Here is a 16,149-nt window from a genome sequence, read left to right on the forward strand (position 1 = left end):
TGCCCCCGGAAAGGGAGTGTTTTTCCGCAGCGACAAATGAGCACTCAACTTCAGAAGAATGGAAGAAAGCTCACTAAACAGAGTTTTCACTACTTCGCAGTATATATCTACTGCGAATCAGATGACGTTTTTCTTTATTGAAGGAAGTAATTATTATTCTTTATTTTTTTGAAAAAGTGCCGATAAATTAGGAAACGAGGTTTTTAGCGATGGAGAAAAAATGGACGATTAATGAAATTAAAGATTATTTAACAGAAGAACCTACTGAAGAAATGTTACAAGTACTGTACCAAGATCAACGCAAAGGCGTGCAAACATTACTAAAGCAATATGAAAAAAGACAACAAGAAGCCCAAGCTCAACAGGAACTATTTAAGACGATGTGTCAAAACGAGAAAAAGTTATGGAATAAAGATATTACATATATTGCAGGTGTGGACGAAGTCGGCAGAGGACCATTAGCAGGACCAGTTGTAGCAGCTGCTGTGATTTTACCAAGTGATTTTAAATTACTAGGGATAAATGATTCTAAAAAATTATCAAAGAATAAACGAGAGTTATTTTATCAATATATTACCAAGCATGCGATTGACTATGCTGTAGGAATTGTGGATGCAGATGAGATTGACCAGATCAATATTTTACAAGCATCTAAAAAAGCGATGTATCAAGCGTTAAATAAATTAAAACAAATAGATTATGTGCTGATAGATGCAGTGAACCTAGAGCAATTGGAAGTACCTAGTGACGCAATCATAAAAGGAGATCAAAAAAGTATTTCGATTGCTGCTGCCAGTATCATTGCCAAGGTAACACGTGATGACATGATGGGAAAGTTACATCAGAAGTATCCTGTATACGCTTTTGACCAAAACAGTGGATATGGAACGAAACAGCACTTAGGTGCAATAAATAGTCATGGTTTAACACCATATCACCGAAGAAGTTTTCTGAAATCCTATTCGTAGAGAGGAGGTAGCCATATGAGAAGTATTGCTTCATTTTCAAACGTATTGCGTTCTGAAAATACACGACTGAAAATGACACAAAATGCGTTAAAACCTGGGCAAATGCTAACCGGAAAAGTACTCGAATTGTATCCTAATCAAAGAGCAGCGATCCAGTTAGGTAGCTCACAAGTGGTGGCCCAGTTGGAAACAGCATTAACCTCCAAGCAGGATTATCTCTTTCAAGTAACTTCTATTGGTGATGTGATAAGGCTAAAAAAAATAAGTGATTCACCTTTGCAAAGTAATAGGCCAGTAAGTGATCAAATAATGCAGCAACTCGGATTAAATAATAATCAACAACTAAAAAATTTGATTCAACAACTCGTTAGTCAAAACATACCGTTTACCCATAAAGATGGCCAAGCATTAGCTAAACTTCTAGAGCAATTTGGTGGGAATAGTGCCAATCGAGAGTTACTTTTAATAATGACAAAGCAAAACTTTCCGTTAACAGAACAAGTATTTCGAAGTTTACAAGTATTTCAATCGTCACAATTAGGTACACAAATTAACCAACTTTATCAGCAATTAGCACCATTTAATCAAAGTAATTCCTTATTATCACAGTTGCAACAACAACTTTCATTGTTTGCTGCTCCATCACTGCCACAAGAGCAGTCGATGTTACAACAGTTTGTGCATACTAATCAGCCAGCACTTGAACAAGTATTGTCAAAGGCGACACCTGATCAACTGTCGTCTTTACAACAGTTAACAAATGGCGAGCGTTTAACGAATAATCAAACACAGGATTTCACACAACAACTAAATCAAATATTAAAGCAACAATTGCCATTTCAAAAGGGGGAGCGCCAAGCTTTTCAATTATTTTTACAACGTTTTGAACAAATGTTGCAGCAAGGATCGGTGACTAACACCTTTAAAAGTATTGTGCAGCATCAAGGCTTTTTTCAAAAGGTAATGCAAGTAATCCCAAGCCAAGACCGGCAAATGCTTCAACAGTGGTTACAATCTTCATCACAGCCAAGTGTGAGTCAAGAGCGGCAAGTTCTCACCGTGTTACAACAACTACATGCACAACAATTGCCACAATCCGGGCAAAATATAGTCCGAGCTCTTTTGTTACATCTAGGTACTTCAAACCCACAGTCGCTACAAGTTAAAGATCAATTTTTGCATGTAATGAAGCACTTTGTACAAACTAGCGGAATCCAAGATGAAGCACAACTAGCGCAAGCTAATCGTTCCAATAGCACGCCACATAGTGCTAGTCAATTATTACAATCCATGATGACGGGAATGTCACCACAAAATCGGCAAGTAATGGAGCGGTGGGTTGCTCAAGCGCAACCTACCATGACACAAAATCAACAGGTAGCTGAAGTGTTACAGCGAATCAATTTACAACAAATACCTCAGTCTGAGCAATCTCTAGTTCGACAGCTGCTGTTATCATTAGAAGCAAGTGATCAAGTTATAAACAAAGAACAATTCTTGCAATTGGTTCGTCAAGTAATTCAACAGGCGGAAGTAACGATCCAAACAAGAGAAATGGAACATTCTTTAAAGCAAAATCTATTATTAGCAAATCAACAGCATCCGGATACAGCCAATAATCAGATGCAACGCTTGATTCAAAGTTTAACAGGAATGCAATTAAATATGCTACAAGATGAACAAGCAATTACTCAGCAAAGCTTTCAAATTCCTGGTGAACGCTTTGGTTTAGCAAAGGATATTCGTATGCAATTTGAAGGAAAAAAGCGCAAGGATAGTGAAGAGATTGATCCGGAATTTTGCCGTGTATTGTTTCATCTTCATTTGCATACATTAGGCGAAACAATGATTACCATGTCCATTCAAAAAAGAATCGTGCATATTGCGGTCTACAATGACCAACAAGGAATAAAACCTTTAATGGATAGTTTCACGCCATTATTAAAAGAGAAACTATCCAGTTTAAATTATCAATTATCTTCTGTAACACAAAAACCATTATCAGATAAAGAACAGCACGCAATAAATAGTAACCGTACAGCGTATAAACCTATGCAAAGAGAAGGGATTGATTACCGGGTATGACGAAGCAGGAAAGATACCGTAAACGAGCAGCAGCCTTACAGTTTGATGCGGAAATGGATGTAGCACCAAAAGTAACCGCTACAGGTAAAGGTTATGTGGCAGAGGAAATTTTGGATAGAGCAAAAAAGAACAATATTCCGATTCAATCAGACCCGTCTCTTGTAGAATTATTATCCGAATTAAATATCAATGAACAGATACCAGAGGAATTATACCAAGTAGTGGCAGAAGTGTTTGCATATATATATCAAGTAGACCAAAAAGCAGCTAAAAAATAATCATCTCTATCATTTGTAAGAAAAAAGCTAGAATATGCATAGTCTTTTCTAGACAATTGAAGGCACTTTTTTATACAATGAGAATGCAGTGATTAATTGATGGGAGGATGAAAGATGAATATTCACGAGTATCAAGGCAAAGAGATTTTGCGCAGTTACGGTGTTGCCGTACCTAACGGAAAAGTAGCCTATACAGTAGATGAAGCTGTGGAAGCTGCGGAACATTTAGGTTCAACGGTATCGGTTGTAAAAGCACAAATTCACGCTGGGGGAAGAGGTAAAGCAGGCGGTGTGAAAGTAGCTAAAAATATCGATGAAGTCCGTACATATGCTGATGAAATTTTAGGAAAAACGCTGGTAACACATCAAACAGGACCAGAAGGCAAAGAAGTAAAGCGTTTACTGATTGAGGAAGGCTGCGACATTCAAAAAGAATACTATGTCGGCCTTGTTTTGGATCGTGCTACTTCACGAGTGACCATGATGGCATCTGAAGAAGGCGGTACAGAAATCGAAGAAGTAGCAGAGAAAACACCTGAAAAAATCTTTAAAGAAGTGATTGATCCAGTTACTGGTCTATTACCATATCAAGCGAGACGTCTTGCATTCAATATTAATATTCCAGCTGAATACTTGTCGAAAGCGGTTAAATTTATGATGGGATTATATCAAGTATTTGTCGAAAAAGATTGCTCTATTGCGGAAATTAACCCACTTGTTACGACTGGTGACGGTGACGTTTTAGCATTAGATGCGAAGCTCAACTTTGATGATAATGCCCTATTCCGTCAAAAAGATATTGTCGAGTATCGAGATTTAGATGAAGAGGACGAAAAAGAAATTGAAGCATCTAAGTATGACCTAAGTTATATTGCACTCGATGGTAATATTGGATGTATGGTAAATGGTGCTGGTCTTGCAATGGCAACCATGGATATTATCAAGCATTATAATGGAGATCCGGCTAACTTCCTAGATGTTGGAGGCGGAGCAACTGCAGAGAAAGTAACAGAAGCGTTCAAGATCATTCTGTCGGACGACAATGTAAAAGGTATTTTTGTAAACATTTTCGGCGGAATTATGAAATGTGACGTTATTGCAGAAGGTGTCGTCCAAGCAACGAAGGAAGTTGGTTTAACTATTCCTTTAGTAGTACGTCTTGAGGGTACCAATGTTGATGCTGGTAAGAAGATATTAGCTGATTCCGGCTTGAATATTACACCAGCTGAGTCAATGGCAGACGGTGCAGAAAAAATTGTGGGACTTGTTAATGAAGCATAAAATTATCTCTAAGGGAAAAAGGAGGAGCCATTTACATGAGTGTTTTTATCAATAAAGATACCAAAGTGCTTGTTCAGGGTATAACCGGTTCAACAGCACTTTTCCATACCAAACAAATGTTAGAATATGGGACAAAGATTGTCGGTGGGGTAACACCAAAAAAAGGCGGTACAGAAGTTGAAGGTGTACCTGTATTTAATACAGTTGCAGACGCTGTAAATGAAACAGGTGCTAATGCGTCTGTTATTTATGTACCAGCTCCATTTGCTGCAGATGCTATTATGGAAGCAGTGGATGCTGAACTTGACTTGGTTATTTGTATTACGGAGCATATTCCTGTTATGGATATGGTCAAAGTAAAACGATACATGGAAGGTAAGAAAACTAGATTAGTAGGACCAAACTGTCCAGGTGTTATTACACCAGAAGAATGTAAAATTGGTATTATGCCAGGATATATTCATAAGAAAGGTCATATCGGAGTTGTGTCTCGTTCTGGTACTTTAACATATGAAGCAGTACATCAACTATCAGAAAATGGCTTTGGTCAATCCACTGCTGTAGGTATTGGTGGTGACCCTGTTAACGGTACTGACTTTATTGATGCGCTTAAAGCATTTAACGAAGACCCTGAAACAGAAGCAGTAATGATGATCGGTGAAATTGGTGGTACAGCAGAAGAAGAAGCGGCGGAATGGGTAAAAGCCAACATGACAAAGCCTGTAGTTGGCTTTATTGGTGGTGCGACTGCACCTCCTGGAAAACGTATGGGTCATGCAGGAGCAATTATTTCAGGTGGTAAAGGTACAGCTGACGAAAAAATTAAAACTATGAACGCTTGTGGCATACAAGTAGCTGAAACACCTTCTGTCATGGGTGAGACGTTAATAAATGTATTAAAAGATAAAGGTCTATATGATAAATGTAAGACACACTAATTTACTGAAATAAGCTGAGAATCTTCTCAGCTTATTTCTTATATTGAAAGAGGTGTATTTATGAATGAAAAAGAAAGAATGGCGATTAGTTCATTTACATTATATTATAGGTACGAATCGTAAGCTGATATGGAATGTAATGAAAAAGGATCCAGATATGGAACAGATCTATCGATGGGACAAACAACAATGGAAAGAATTTTTTCATATTAATGACAAAAATGCCTCTTTCCTAGTAGAACAGTTACAGGATAACTCATCAAAACGAAAAATCGTTCGTTACGTAAAAGAATACCATGTAGTAACCCTATTTAGTGAAGAGTACCCTGTTAGTCTAAGAGACATTCCAGATCCTCCATTAGTATTATACCTCAACGGAAATCAAAGGCTGCTTTCACATTCACCTAACCTCAGTGTTGTAGGAACAAGATATCCTTCAAAATTCGCAAAGCCCATCATGGCTAATATTCTGACCCCCTTATTCAAAAATGATTTTCTGATTACGAGTGGCATGGCTATCGGTATCGACGGATTTGCCCATCAGCTAGCCTTACAACATAGGAGTCCAACAATTGCTGTACTCGGTAGTGGTTTCGAACATATCTATCCAAAGCAGCATTTATCTTTATATAGTCAATTAGCAGCAAAAGATTTAATTATATCGGAATATCCCCCAGATCAACCTCCAAGAAAATATCATTTTCCTGAGAGAAATAGAATTATTAGTGGATTAAGTTTTGGAACATTAGTCATTGAAGCAAAAGAAAAAAGTGGTACACTTATTACCGTTGATCAAGCCTTAGAACAAGGGAAAGAAGTGTTTGCAGTTCCTGGATCAGTGCTGGCAGAAACAAGTACAGGGTGTAATCAACTGATTAAAGATGGAGCAAAATTAGTTCAAACAAGTCGTGATATCTTAGAAGAATACCAGCTAAAGCAGGGGATTTAAGAAGAAGGATAAATGAATTTTATGCAATTTTGTTATTGCTTTGTTTGACAAACACTAACAAAGTATTTAATAATAGGGAAGATTTATCATATCTAATAGCAAACATTTATTACGGTGCTAACCGTCCGTAAAATCCCTACTTCAAGATTCAACTAAATCAAGAAGTGGGGTTAAGGACGCTAACATCCTGATAAGTTTCGCTTGCCATCAATGATGGTCACAAATAACCCTAGTGATGGAAGTCTTATCTTATAATATGAATGAATACGAATTGATTTTGCCTCTTGGGAGGGTGTAAGTAATATGGCACAATATCTAGTAATTGTTGAATCACCGGCAAAGGCCAAAACTATTGAAAGATATTTAGGAAAAAAATATAAGGTGAAAGCATCGATGGGGCACGTAAGGGATCTTCCAAAAAGTCAAACAGGTGTGGATGTTGAAAATGGCTACGAGCCCAAATATATAACCATCCGTGGAAAAGGTCCTGTATTAAAAGAATTGAAAACCGCCGCTAAAAAAGCAGATAAAATCTTTCTCGCAGCTGACCCTGACCGTGAAGGGGAAGCAATAGCATGGCACTTGGCACATAGTCTAAATATTGATTTAGATTCTGAGTGTCGGGTAGTGTTTAATGAGATTACCAAAGATGCCGTAAAGGACTCTTTTAAACACCCAAGAACGATCAATATGGATTTAGTAGACGCACAACAAGCGCGAAGAATTTTGGATCGCTTAGTTGGTTATAATATCAGTCCACTACTATGGCAAAAAGTAAAGAAAGGTCTTAGTGCCGGACGTGTCCAATCTGTTGCGGTTAAAATGATTATTGATCGCGAAAATGAAATCAAAAATTTTAAACCAGAAGAATATTGGAGTATCGAGTCGATCTTTAAAAAGGGGAAACAATCTTTTGATGGTGCTTTTTATGGGATAGATGGCAAGAAAAAAGCACTTCATTCCAAAGATGATGTAGATAGCATTTTATCTACTTTAGAAGGAAAAGATTTCTTAGTAGAAAAAGTATCGAAGCGGGAAAGAAAACGCAATCCATCTCCAGCTTTCACAACGTCTTCATTACAACAAGAAGCAGCAAGAAAACTTAATTTCCGAGCGAGAAAAACGATGATGGTAGCACAACAATTATATGAAGGTATTGATTTAGGTAAACGCGAAGGCGGTATTACAGGTCTCATAACATATATGCGTACGGATTCAACAAGGGTATCAGATACAGCTAAATCGCAAGCAAGACAGTTTATCGAAAACAAATACGGAAAAGAATTTAACGGTTTCACAAAAAAATCTAAAAATGCTGAAGGTGCACAAGATGCTCATGAAGCGATTAGACCAACAAATGCCCTGAGAGCTCCACAGTCACTAAAATCAGTTTTGTCCAGGGATCAATTCAGGTTATATAAGTTGATTTGGGAACGATTTATTGCCAGCCAAATGGCACCGGCTGTTATGGATACCATGACTGTCCATTTAACAAATCAAGGTGTAGAGTTTAGAGCAACTGGTTCTAAGATTAAGTTTAAAGGTTTTATGGAAGTATATATCGAGGGTTCTGATGATCAGCAAAAACAAAAAGATAAATGGCTACCTGATTTAACAGAGGGTGAAACTGTAAAAGCTGAAAAAATCACACCGAATCAACACTTTACCCAGCCTCCTCCAAGGTATACAGAAGCAAGGTTAGTAAAAACAATGGAGGAAAAAGGGATCGGTAGACCATCGACATATGCTCCTACCTTAGATACGATTCAAAGACGAGGTTATGTTGCTCTTGACAATCGACGGTTTGTCCCGACGGAGCTAGGGGAAATTGTGATCAAATTAACAGAGGAATTTTTCCCTGAGATTATTGATGTCACATTCACGGCAAAAATGGAAGGTGATTTAGACGCTATTGAAGAAGGAAAAACAGAATGGGTTAAAATTATTGATCAATTTTACTCAGGGTTTGAGCAACAATTACAAAAAGCAGAAAAGGAAATGGAGAAAGTTGAAATTCGTGATGAACCCGCTGGCATTGATTGTGAAAAATGTGGTCATGAAATGGTTTATAAAATGGGCCGCTATGGTAAATTTTTAGCTTGTTCGAATTTTCCTGACTGTCGAAATACGAAACCAATCTTAAAAGAAATCGGAGTAAAATGTCCGAACTGTAAAGATGGAAATATTGTAGAAAGAAAAACAAAGAAACGAAGAACATTTTATGGTTGTGACAATTACCCTGACTGTGAGTTCATTTCTTGGGATAAGCCAGTCGGGAGAAACTGTCCGAAGTGTAACAATATGCTAGTCGAGAAGAAGTCCAAGAAGAAAGTACAAGTTCAATGTGCATCATGTGACTATAAAGAAGAAGCACAAAGCTAAGCAAGCCATGCAAAAAGGTGATTCCGACAAACGAACCGGAATCACCTTTTTTTAAAAGTTCTAAGAATGTTACTATAAAAATAATATAGTGTATTGATAACTAAAAGGCTTCATTTGTATTGGTTTAAAGCATCTAATAAAAGGGAATCAATGTAATAATGGAGAAAGTAGTGACAATTTTGCAAATTTAATTGCAGACTTGAATCTATTGTGTTAATATTTTAACGCATTTAGAGGTGACTTATGAACTTTTTTAACAATTGGCTAGCTTATTTAGATTACTTACAAATCGAAAAAAATGCATCCAAACTCACCATTGAAGCGTATGAAAAAGATATAGCTGATTTTTTTAATTTTTTGACTTCTGAAAATATTTCGTCATTAGAGGATGTAGAGTATAGTATCATTCGTACATATTTAACTACTCTATATGATAATGCTTTATCTAAAAGGTCGATTAACCGCCGTATTTCTACGTTAAGGTCGTTCTATAAGTTTTTGCTGAGAGAACAAATTGTATTAGAGAATCCCTTTGTTCATTTACATTTACCCAAAACTGCTCATACCATCCCTGAATTTGTCTACCAAGAGGAAATGAAAATACTAATGGAATCGATCGATCAAAGTACTATGCTTGGCAAACGAAATATTGCTATATTAGAAGTTTTATACGGTACCGGGATTCGTGTTAGTGAATGTGTTCAACTAACATTAGACAGAATCGACTTTGATCTTCAAACCATCTTAGTAACAGGCAAAGGTAACAAGGAAAGATATGTTCCATTTGGGGATTATGCAAATCAGGCTTTACAATCTTATATCAAGGAAAGCCGGCCATCATTAATAACGGAAAAAAGCCAACCGCAAAATATTTTATTTCTTAATGCAAGAGGAAATCCATTGACAGCCAGAGGCATAAGGTTAATTATTAATAAATTGGTGGAAGAAGCAGCAATAACGTTACATATTCATCCGCATAAATTACGACATAGCTTTGCTACGCATTTGCTTGATAATGGAGCAGATTTAAGAGCAGTGCAAGAGCTATTAGGGCATTCTCATTTATCATCCACTCAAATTTACACACATGTTTCAAAAGATCGATTAAGTAATGTATACAAAACAGCTCATCCGAGAGCGAAACGGTAGGAGGAATCAGAATGGACTCATTTCATGCAACCACGATATTTGCTATCCAACACAATGGAAAATCTGCGATGTGTGGTGATGGGCAGGTGACATTTGGAAATCAAGTAGTGATGAAGCATACTGCAAAAAAAGTAAGAAGGTTATTTCGAGATCAGGTTTTAGCAGGTTTTGCAGGCTCAGTAGCAGATGCATTTACCCTCTTTGAAAGTTTTGAAACAAAACTTGAAACGTTTGATGGCAACTTATCAAGGGCTGCTGTTGAGCTGGCAAAAGATTGGCGAAATGATAAATATTTACGAAAATTGGAAGCGATGTTAATCGTAATGAATAAACAGGAAATACTATTAGTGTCAGGTACTGGTGAAGTAATAGAGCCTGATGATGGTATTCTTGCAATTGGTTCAGGTGGTCATTATGCTTTAAGTGCAGGAAGAGCGTTGAAAAAGCATGCTTCGGATATGGAAGCAAATGAAATTGCAAAAGCCTCACTTGAAATTGCAGGAGAAATTTGTGTTTTTACAAATAACCAACTTGTGTTAGAAGAATTGGAATAAGAAAGGATGGATGACTATCGTGTCTATCAATTTAACACCAAAGCAAATTGTTGAAAAATTAAATGAGTACATCATTGGACAACAAGATGCCAAAAAAGCAGTCGCAGTTGCTTTAAGAAATCGGTACCGAAGAATGCAATTACCTGAAGAACTAAAAAATGAGATTGTTCCTAAAAATATATTAATGATAGGACCAACTGGTGTCGGTAAGACAGAAGTAGCTAGAAGGTTAGCGAAACTAGTCGGGGCTCCGTTTATTAAAATTGAAGCTACTAAGTATACGGAAGTAGGCTATGTCGGTCGTGATGTAGAATCAATGGTTCGTGACCTAGTTGAAACATCTGTTCGAATGGTAAAAGAAGATGCAATGGAAGAAGTAAAAGAAAAAGCTGAACAGTTAGCAAATAAACGGCTAGTAGAAATCCTTGTACCATCCAAAAAGAAAACGACTACGTCAAAAAATCCATTTGATATTTTTATGAACCCGAATCAGCAGCAAAACAATACAGAAGATACGAATGATTCACAAGAAAAAGAAAATATTAAACAGCAAAGACAGCAAACAAAAAAATTATTAGACCTTGGTGAATTAGAAGATCGTACAGTAACGATAGAAGTAGAGGAACAAGCATCAAATATGTTTGATATGTTACAAGGTTCTGGCATGGAACAGATGGGAATGAATATGCAAGATGCATTAGGACAACTATTTCCTAAAAAGAAAAAGAAACGAAGCTTAACAGTAAAAGAGGCAAGAAAAGTTTTAACCCAGCAGGAAGCACAGAAGTTAATTGATATCGATGATGTGACTCATAAAGCGATAGAAAAAGCAGAGCAAACGGGTATTATTTTTATCGATGAAATGGATAAAATTGCTGTTAAACAAGAACAGTCTGCAAATGTATCACGTGAGGGTGTACAGCGCGATATACTACCGATTGTAGAAGGTTCTCAGGTTGTTACTAAATATGGTCCGGTTAAGACAGACCACATGTTATTTATTGCAGCCGGAGCTTTTCATATGGCAAAACCTTCTGATCTCATTCCTGAGTTGCAAGGACGTTTTCCGATACGTGTTGAATTTGACAAGTTAACGGTGGCAGATTTTAAACGAATTCTTTCAGAGCCTTCAAACGCACTATTGAAGCAATATAAAGCATTGTTGGAAACAGAAGGAATAACTATTTCGTATACAGAGAAAGCAATCAATCGCTTAGCAGAAATTGCTTATGAGGTAAATCAGGAAACCGACAATATTGGGGCAAGGAGATTACACACTATTTTAGAAAAACTATTGGAAGAACTATCATATGAGGCTTCTGAAATTGGAATTGGAAATATTGAAATAACAGAAAACTATGTTAATGAGAAATTAAAGTCAATAGCAACGAACAAAGATTTAAGTCAATTTATTTTATAATATGGATGGTGAAAAATATGCAATTATTAGAAAAAACAAGGGAAATTAATGCAATGCTCCAAAAAACGAAAGGGAAATCAGTTGATTTTTCAGATATGTCGAAAACGTTAAGGGATGTTATTGGAGCAAATATATTTATTGTAAGTCGAAAAGGAAAGCTATTAGGTTTTGCGATTAATCAACAGATTGAAAATGAGCGAATGAAAAAAATGTTGGAAGAAAGACAGTTTCCTGAAACGTATACCGATAATTTATTTAATATCTCAGCTACAACCACAAATATTGATATCGATAGTGAATACACGGCTTTCCCAGTAGAAAATCGTGATTTGTTTGCGCAAGGTTTAACAACCATTGTACCTATTATTGGTGGCGGTGAGCGACTCGGGACCCTTATATTAAGTCGTTTGTCAAATAGTTTTGATGATGGTGATCTAGTACTGGCGGAGTATGGTGCAACTGTAGTTGGTATGGAAATATTACATGAAAAAACAGAAGAAATAGAAGAAGAAGCTCGTAGTAAAGCAGTGGTACAAATGGCAATAAGCTCATTGTCATACAGTGAATTGGAAGCAATTGAGCATATTTTCGAAGAATTGGATGGTAATGAGGGATTACTAGTAGCTAGTAAAATAGCTGATCGTGTTGGGATTACTCGCTCTGTCATTGTCAATGCACTTAGAAAACTAGAAAGTGCCGGTGTCATTGAATCCAGATCATTAGGAATGAAAGGAACATATATCAAAGTTTTAAACAACAAATTCTTAAACGAACTCAAACATCATCACATCTAAAAATGGTCTCCTCTAAATAATGAGGAGATCTTTTTTTGTAGGCTTTGCACAGTCTTCTGATTGTTGAAAGACCACCCCCTCTGAACTTAATTCCTAAATATTTACGGTTTTTAAATGTTTGAACATTCTAATTAACGACAGAATACATAGGCTCCTGAGGACTCTCAAGAGCTGAAGATCCGCTTCGTCAAGTGGTTCGCTTTACCAAGTTTGCTAAAAAACGAGTATTCTGAATTTCACTAATTCGTAGTTTGGATAGGTGCAGGTCGTTTTTTGTATTATTTCTCGATTTAGCATGAATTATGAATTAAGTCTTTAGGTTTAATCCGACATAAAAACACATAAAATAACAATTTCATCCACGAGAAAGTAAGACTAAAGTCCTGTTCGAATAAAAAAAATACCCTACTTTAGTCAGAATATGACGATAAGTCATAGACAGTGTAGATCATTTACTTTACAATATTCGATAGATAAATGATTTTTATGGCGGTAAAAATAAAAAAGAGAGGAATTTTTTTAATGTCTTTATTTAGTGGGACTATTCAGACCCTAGAAAATTCACTTGACTATGCTTCAGTAAAGAATAAAACGATAGCACATAATATATCGAATGCAGACACAGCCAACTTCAAAGCGAAACGAGTTCAATTTAATGATGTATTGAAAAATGAATTATCAGAACAATTTCAAGCAACAAGAACGAATGAACGACATATTCCTTTTTCTTCTAATAAATCGAATATACATATAACAACAGATCGTAGCACAATGTATAACCACAATGGAAACAACGTAGATATCGATAAAGAAATGACAGAATTAGCCAAAAACCAAATCTACTATCAGGGATTAGTAGATCGAATCAATGGCAAGTTTAATAGCTTACAAAGTGTCATTAGGGGAGGTAACTAATAATGTCCATATTTAATGCGATTAATACAAGCGGAAGTGGTTTAACCGCTCAACGTCTAAGAATGGATACGATCTCTTCCAACATTGCGAATGCAGACACAACAAGAGCGACAGTAAATGCAGATGGAGAATATGAACCCTATCGAAGAAAAATGACAGTGTTCAGTCCTAAAGATCAAAGTTTTTCATCCATTCTCAACCGGACTACTCAAAGAGGAGAAAGCGCTGGGGATGGAGTGAAAGTATCTCAAATTGTGGATGATGAAGAACCATTCAAACAAGTGTATAACCCTAATCATCCTGATGCAAATGAAGATGGTTATGTAGAAATGCCTAATGTCGATCCATTAAAAGAAATGGTTGACATGATGAGTGCTACAAGGTCCTACGAAGCAAACGTCACCTCTTTAAATGCTTCAAAAACAATGTTGATGAAAGCACTGGAAATTGGCAAATAGTAAGAAGGATGTGAATACATAAAATGAATATTTACTCATTAGAAAACATACAGCCAAATACGGCTGAAACTATAAATAAAAAGCAAACCGTAGGAGAGTCACAACAACAATTTGCTGATAGCTTTAAGCAAGCTATCGACAATATTAATAAAGCACAGCATGAGTCAGATCAAAAAACACAAGCACTTGCCAAAGGTGAAATCGATGACTTACACGATGTTATGATCACAGCACAAAAAGCAAGTGTTATGCTACAAACTGGTGTACAAGTTCAGAAAAAAATGGTGGATGCATACAACGAAGTAATGAGGATGCAAGTTTAATACATTGATTGTTGTAAGCAAGTAATGATTTTTGGGGGCACAAAATGAACGAGAAATTCAAACAATACAAGGAAAAAGTATCTAGCTATTATACATCGATGTCAAAAAAGCAAAAAGGGTTACTTTTCGGTGGAATTGCAGCACTTATAGCTATCATCGTTCTCGTCACAGTAATGACATCTGCTAAAAGTGATATGGTAGCACTGTATAATGACCTTTCCGTACAAGAAGTAGGTCAAATTAAAGAGGAACTTGATGCCCGTGGCGTAACATATGAAATTACGGATGCTGGCTCAGGTGTAAAAGTACCGGAAACAGCTGCAGATTCGCTGTTAGTAGATCTTGCTGCACAAGGAATACCAGATAGCGGAAGTGTTGACTATTCTTTTTTTGCTGAGAACAGTTCCTGGGGAGTAACTGACAACGAATTTGAAGTAATGAAACTAGATGCAATGCAAACGGAATTAGCAAATTTAATTACGCAAATAGATGGGATTAATGGAGCAGAAGTAAATCTAAATATACCAGAGGAACCTGTTTTTATTAGTGATCAACAACAACCATCCACAGCGTCTATTGTCATTGAAACAGCACCTGGATATCAGTTTGAAGCAAGTAATGTGAATGCTTTATATAACCTTGTTTCTAAATCAGTTCCTAACCTTTCGACAGAAGACATTGTAATTATGAATCAAAACTTCGAGTATTTCGACTTAGATAATCAACATGCTTCCGGAGATGGTAATACTTTTACTTCACAACAACAAATTAAAAGCGATATTGAGAAAGATATCGAGAGAAATGTTCAAAAAATGTTAGGTTCCATGATAGGAATGAATAAAGTAGCTATTTCAGCGACTGCTGATGTTGATTTCACTCAAGAACAGCGAGTGGAAGAACTGGTAGAACCGGTTGATGAAGAAAATGACACGTTACCAGTCAGCGTTGAAACGATTACTGAATCATTTACAGGTGCACAACCAGAAGACGGTGCAGTTGGAGTTGAAGAAGGGGAAATTGCTAACTATCCGGCAGGTTTAGAAGGCAACGTAGGAGACTACGAGCTTGTCAAAGAATCTGTGAATAATGAATTCAATCGAATTCAAAGAGAGATTGTAGAAAGTCCGTATAAAATCAGAGACCTAGGTATCCAAGTAGCGATTGATAATACGAGAGTGGTAGAAGATGGAGAAGTTGAAGAATTGACTGCACAAGAGCAAACAGATGTAGAGGAAAGTGTAGCTTCTATTTTGAATTCTATAATATCTACTTCTATCGACAAGTCATATGGTGAAGTTGCACCAGAGGAAAAAGTATCAATTGTATTCCAGCCATTTGAAGGAACGGACACGATAGCGAACCCTACGGTAAGTCCAACTATTCCTGCATGGGTATACATAGTTGGAGGCTTGTTGCTATTAGCTATTATTGTTTTGATATGGATGTTAAGAAGAAAACGTTCAGCAGAAGAAAAAGTGATTGAAGAGGTAGAAACCTCGGAGATTCGAGAACAGGAAGTTCCGCCAATCACAGATACGGATGACTCAGATTCATCTATGAGAAGAAAACAACTAGAGAAATACGCTCAGGAAAAACCAGAAGAATTTGCGAAATTATTAAGAAGCTGGATTACAGAGGATTAAAGGAGGTTAATA

General features: G+C 36.6%; 15 protein-coding genes. All 15 read left to right on the plus strand.

Annotated elements, in window-relative coordinates; genetic code table 11:
• The first annotated feature begins 209 nt into the window (after positions 1–209).
• The 15 genes from J5J03_RS21335 (at position 210) to fliF (ending at position 16,137) form a co-directional block, all read left to right on the plus strand.
• Positions 210–968 carry a ribonuclease HII gene (locus J5J03_RS21335; protein WP_208592454.1) on the plus strand — a complete coding sequence of 253 codons (759 nt, stop codon included), beginning with the start codon at positions 210–212 and terminating at the stop codon, positions 966–968.
• Positions 969–983: 15 nt separating this feature from the next.
• A complete protein-coding gene (locus J5J03_RS21340; protein ID WP_208592456.1) occupies positions 984–3,053 on the plus strand; it encodes a hypothetical protein in 2,070 nt (689 codons plus the stop codon).
• A complete protein-coding gene (locus J5J03_RS21345) occupies positions 3,050–3,331 on the plus strand; it encodes an EscU/YscU/HrcU family type III secretion system export apparatus switch protein (protein ID WP_208592458.1) in 282 nt (93 codons plus the stop codon). Before J5J03_RS21340 ends, J5J03_RS21345 begins: the two co-directional genes overlap by 4 nt.
• Positions 3,332–3,445: 114 nt before the next feature.
• Positions 3,446–4,612 (plus strand): ADP-forming succinate--CoA ligase subunit beta, encoded by a 1,167-nt coding sequence (sucC, locus tag J5J03_RS21350; RefSeq protein ID WP_208592460.1) that lies wholly within the window; start codon positions 3,446–3,448, stop codon positions 4,610–4,612.
• 35 nt (positions 4,613–4,647) lie between these two features.
• A complete protein-coding gene (sucD, locus tag J5J03_RS21355) occupies positions 4,648–5,550 on the plus strand; it encodes a succinate--CoA ligase subunit alpha (protein WP_208592462.1) in 903 nt (300 codons plus the stop codon).
• Between the two features lie 64 nt (positions 5,551–5,614).
• Positions 5,615–6,499 (plus strand): DNA-processing protein DprA, encoded by an 885-nt coding sequence (dprA, locus tag J5J03_RS21360; protein WP_208592465.1) that lies wholly within the window; start codon positions 5,615–5,617, stop codon positions 6,497–6,499.
• Between the two features lie 303 nt (positions 6,500–6,802).
• On the plus strand, positions 6,803–8,881 hold the full coding sequence (topA, locus tag J5J03_RS21365; RefSeq protein WP_208592467.1) for a type I DNA topoisomerase: 2,079 nt from the start codon (positions 6,803–6,805) through the stop codon (positions 8,879–8,881).
• A gap of 243 nt (positions 8,882–9,124) precedes the next feature.
• Positions 9,125–10,030, plus strand: coding sequence for a tyrosine recombinase XerC (gene xerC, locus J5J03_RS21370; protein ID WP_208592469.1), 906 nt, complete (start codon positions 9,125–9,127; stop codon positions 10,028–10,030).
• A gap of 11 nt (positions 10,031–10,041) precedes the next feature.
• Positions 10,042–10,584: an ATP-dependent protease subunit HslV gene (gene hslV, locus J5J03_RS21375; protein ID WP_208592471.1), complete on the plus strand. Its 543-nt coding sequence runs from the start codon at positions 10,042–10,044 to the stop codon at positions 10,582–10,584.
• Between the two features lie 10 nt (positions 10,585–10,594).
• Positions 10,595–12,004 (plus strand): HslU--HslV peptidase ATPase subunit, encoded by a 1,410-nt coding sequence (gene hslU, locus J5J03_RS21380; RefSeq protein ID WP_231710876.1) that lies wholly within the window; start codon positions 10,595–10,597, stop codon positions 12,002–12,004.
• Positions 12,005–12,021: 17 nt separating this feature from the next.
• Positions 12,022–12,798 carry a GTP-sensing pleiotropic transcriptional regulator CodY gene (codY, locus tag J5J03_RS21385; RefSeq protein WP_208592475.1) on the plus strand — a complete coding sequence of 259 codons (777 nt, stop codon included), beginning with the start codon at positions 12,022–12,024 and terminating at the stop codon, positions 12,796–12,798.
• Positions 12,799–13,320: 522 nt separating this feature from the next.
• Positions 13,321–13,713: a flagellar basal body rod protein FlgB gene (gene flgB / locus J5J03_RS21390; protein ID WP_208592477.1), complete on the plus strand. Its 393-nt coding sequence runs from the start codon at positions 13,321–13,323 to the stop codon at positions 13,711–13,713.
• Positions 13,714–13,715: 2 nt separating this feature from the next.
• Complete coding sequence (flgC, locus tag J5J03_RS21395) at positions 13,716–14,171, plus strand: flagellar basal body rod protein FlgC (RefSeq protein WP_208592479.1); 456 nt, start codon at positions 13,716–13,718, stop codon at positions 14,169–14,171.
• Positions 14,172–14,194: 23 nt separating this feature from the next.
• Positions 14,195–14,494 carry a flagellar hook-basal body complex protein FliE gene (gene fliE / locus J5J03_RS21400; RefSeq protein WP_208592481.1) on the plus strand — a complete coding sequence of 100 codons (300 nt, stop codon included), beginning with the start codon at positions 14,195–14,197 and terminating at the stop codon, positions 14,492–14,494.
• A 44-nt stretch (positions 14,495–14,538) separates the two neighbouring features.
• A complete protein-coding gene (gene fliF / locus J5J03_RS21405; RefSeq protein ID WP_208592483.1) occupies positions 14,539–16,137 on the plus strand; it encodes a flagellar basal-body MS-ring/collar protein FliF in 1,599 nt (532 codons plus the stop codon).
• The last annotated feature ends 12 nt before the right edge of the window (positions 16,138–16,149 follow it).

It is taken from the genome of Gracilibacillus suaedae (genome assembly GCF_017599345.1).
In the GTDB taxonomy this organism is placed as follows: domain Bacteria; phylum Bacillota; class Bacilli; order Bacillales; family Amphibacillaceae; genus Gracilibacillus; species Gracilibacillus suaedae.

Bases quoted from the DNA above. Each gene is read 5' to 3' on its own strand.
- J5J03_RS21335 (WP_208592454.1), top strand. From the start codon at position 210: ATGGAGAAAAAATGGACGATTAATGAAATTAAAGATTATTTAACAGAA.
- J5J03_RS21340 (WP_208592456.1), top strand. From the start codon at position 984: ATGAGAAGTATTGCTTCATTTTCAAACGTATTGCGTTCTGAAAATACA.
- J5J03_RS21345 (WP_208592458.1), top strand. From the start codon at position 3,050: ATGACGAAGCAGGAAAGATACCGTAAACGAGCAGCAGCCTTACAGTTT.
- sucC (WP_208592460.1), top strand. From the start codon at position 3,446: ATGAATATTCACGAGTATCAAGGCAAAGAGATTTTGCGCAGTTACGGT.
- sucD (WP_208592462.1), top strand. From the start codon at position 4,648: ATGAGTGTTTTTATCAATAAAGATACCAAAGTGCTTGTTCAGGGTATA.
- dprA (WP_208592465.1), top strand. From the start codon at position 5,615: ATGAAAAAGAAAGAATGGCGATTAGTTCATTTACATTATATTATAGGT.
- topA (WP_208592467.1), top strand. From the start codon at position 6,803: ATGGCACAATATCTAGTAATTGTTGAATCACCGGCAAAGGCCAAAACT.
- xerC (WP_208592469.1), top strand. From the start codon at position 9,125: ATGAACTTTTTTAACAATTGGCTAGCTTATTTAGATTACTTACAAATC.
- hslV (WP_208592471.1), top strand. From the start codon at position 10,042: ATGGACTCATTTCATGCAACCACGATATTTGCTATCCAACACAATGGA.
- hslU (WP_231710876.1), top strand. From the start codon at position 10,595: ATGACTATCGTGTCTATCAATTTAACACCAAAGCAAATTGTTGAAAAA.
- codY (WP_208592475.1), top strand. From the start codon at position 12,022: ATGCAATTATTAGAAAAAACAAGGGAAATTAATGCAATGCTCCAAAAA.
- flgB (WP_208592477.1), top strand. From the start codon at position 13,321: ATGTCTTTATTTAGTGGGACTATTCAGACCCTAGAAAATTCACTTGAC.
- flgC (WP_208592479.1), top strand. From the start codon at position 13,716: ATGTCCATATTTAATGCGATTAATACAAGCGGAAGTGGTTTAACCGCT.
- fliE (WP_208592481.1), top strand. From the start codon at position 14,195: ATGAATATTTACTCATTAGAAAACATACAGCCAAATACGGCTGAAACT.
- fliF (WP_208592483.1), top strand. From the start codon at position 14,539: ATGAACGAGAAATTCAAACAATACAAGGAAAAAGTATCTAGCTATTAT.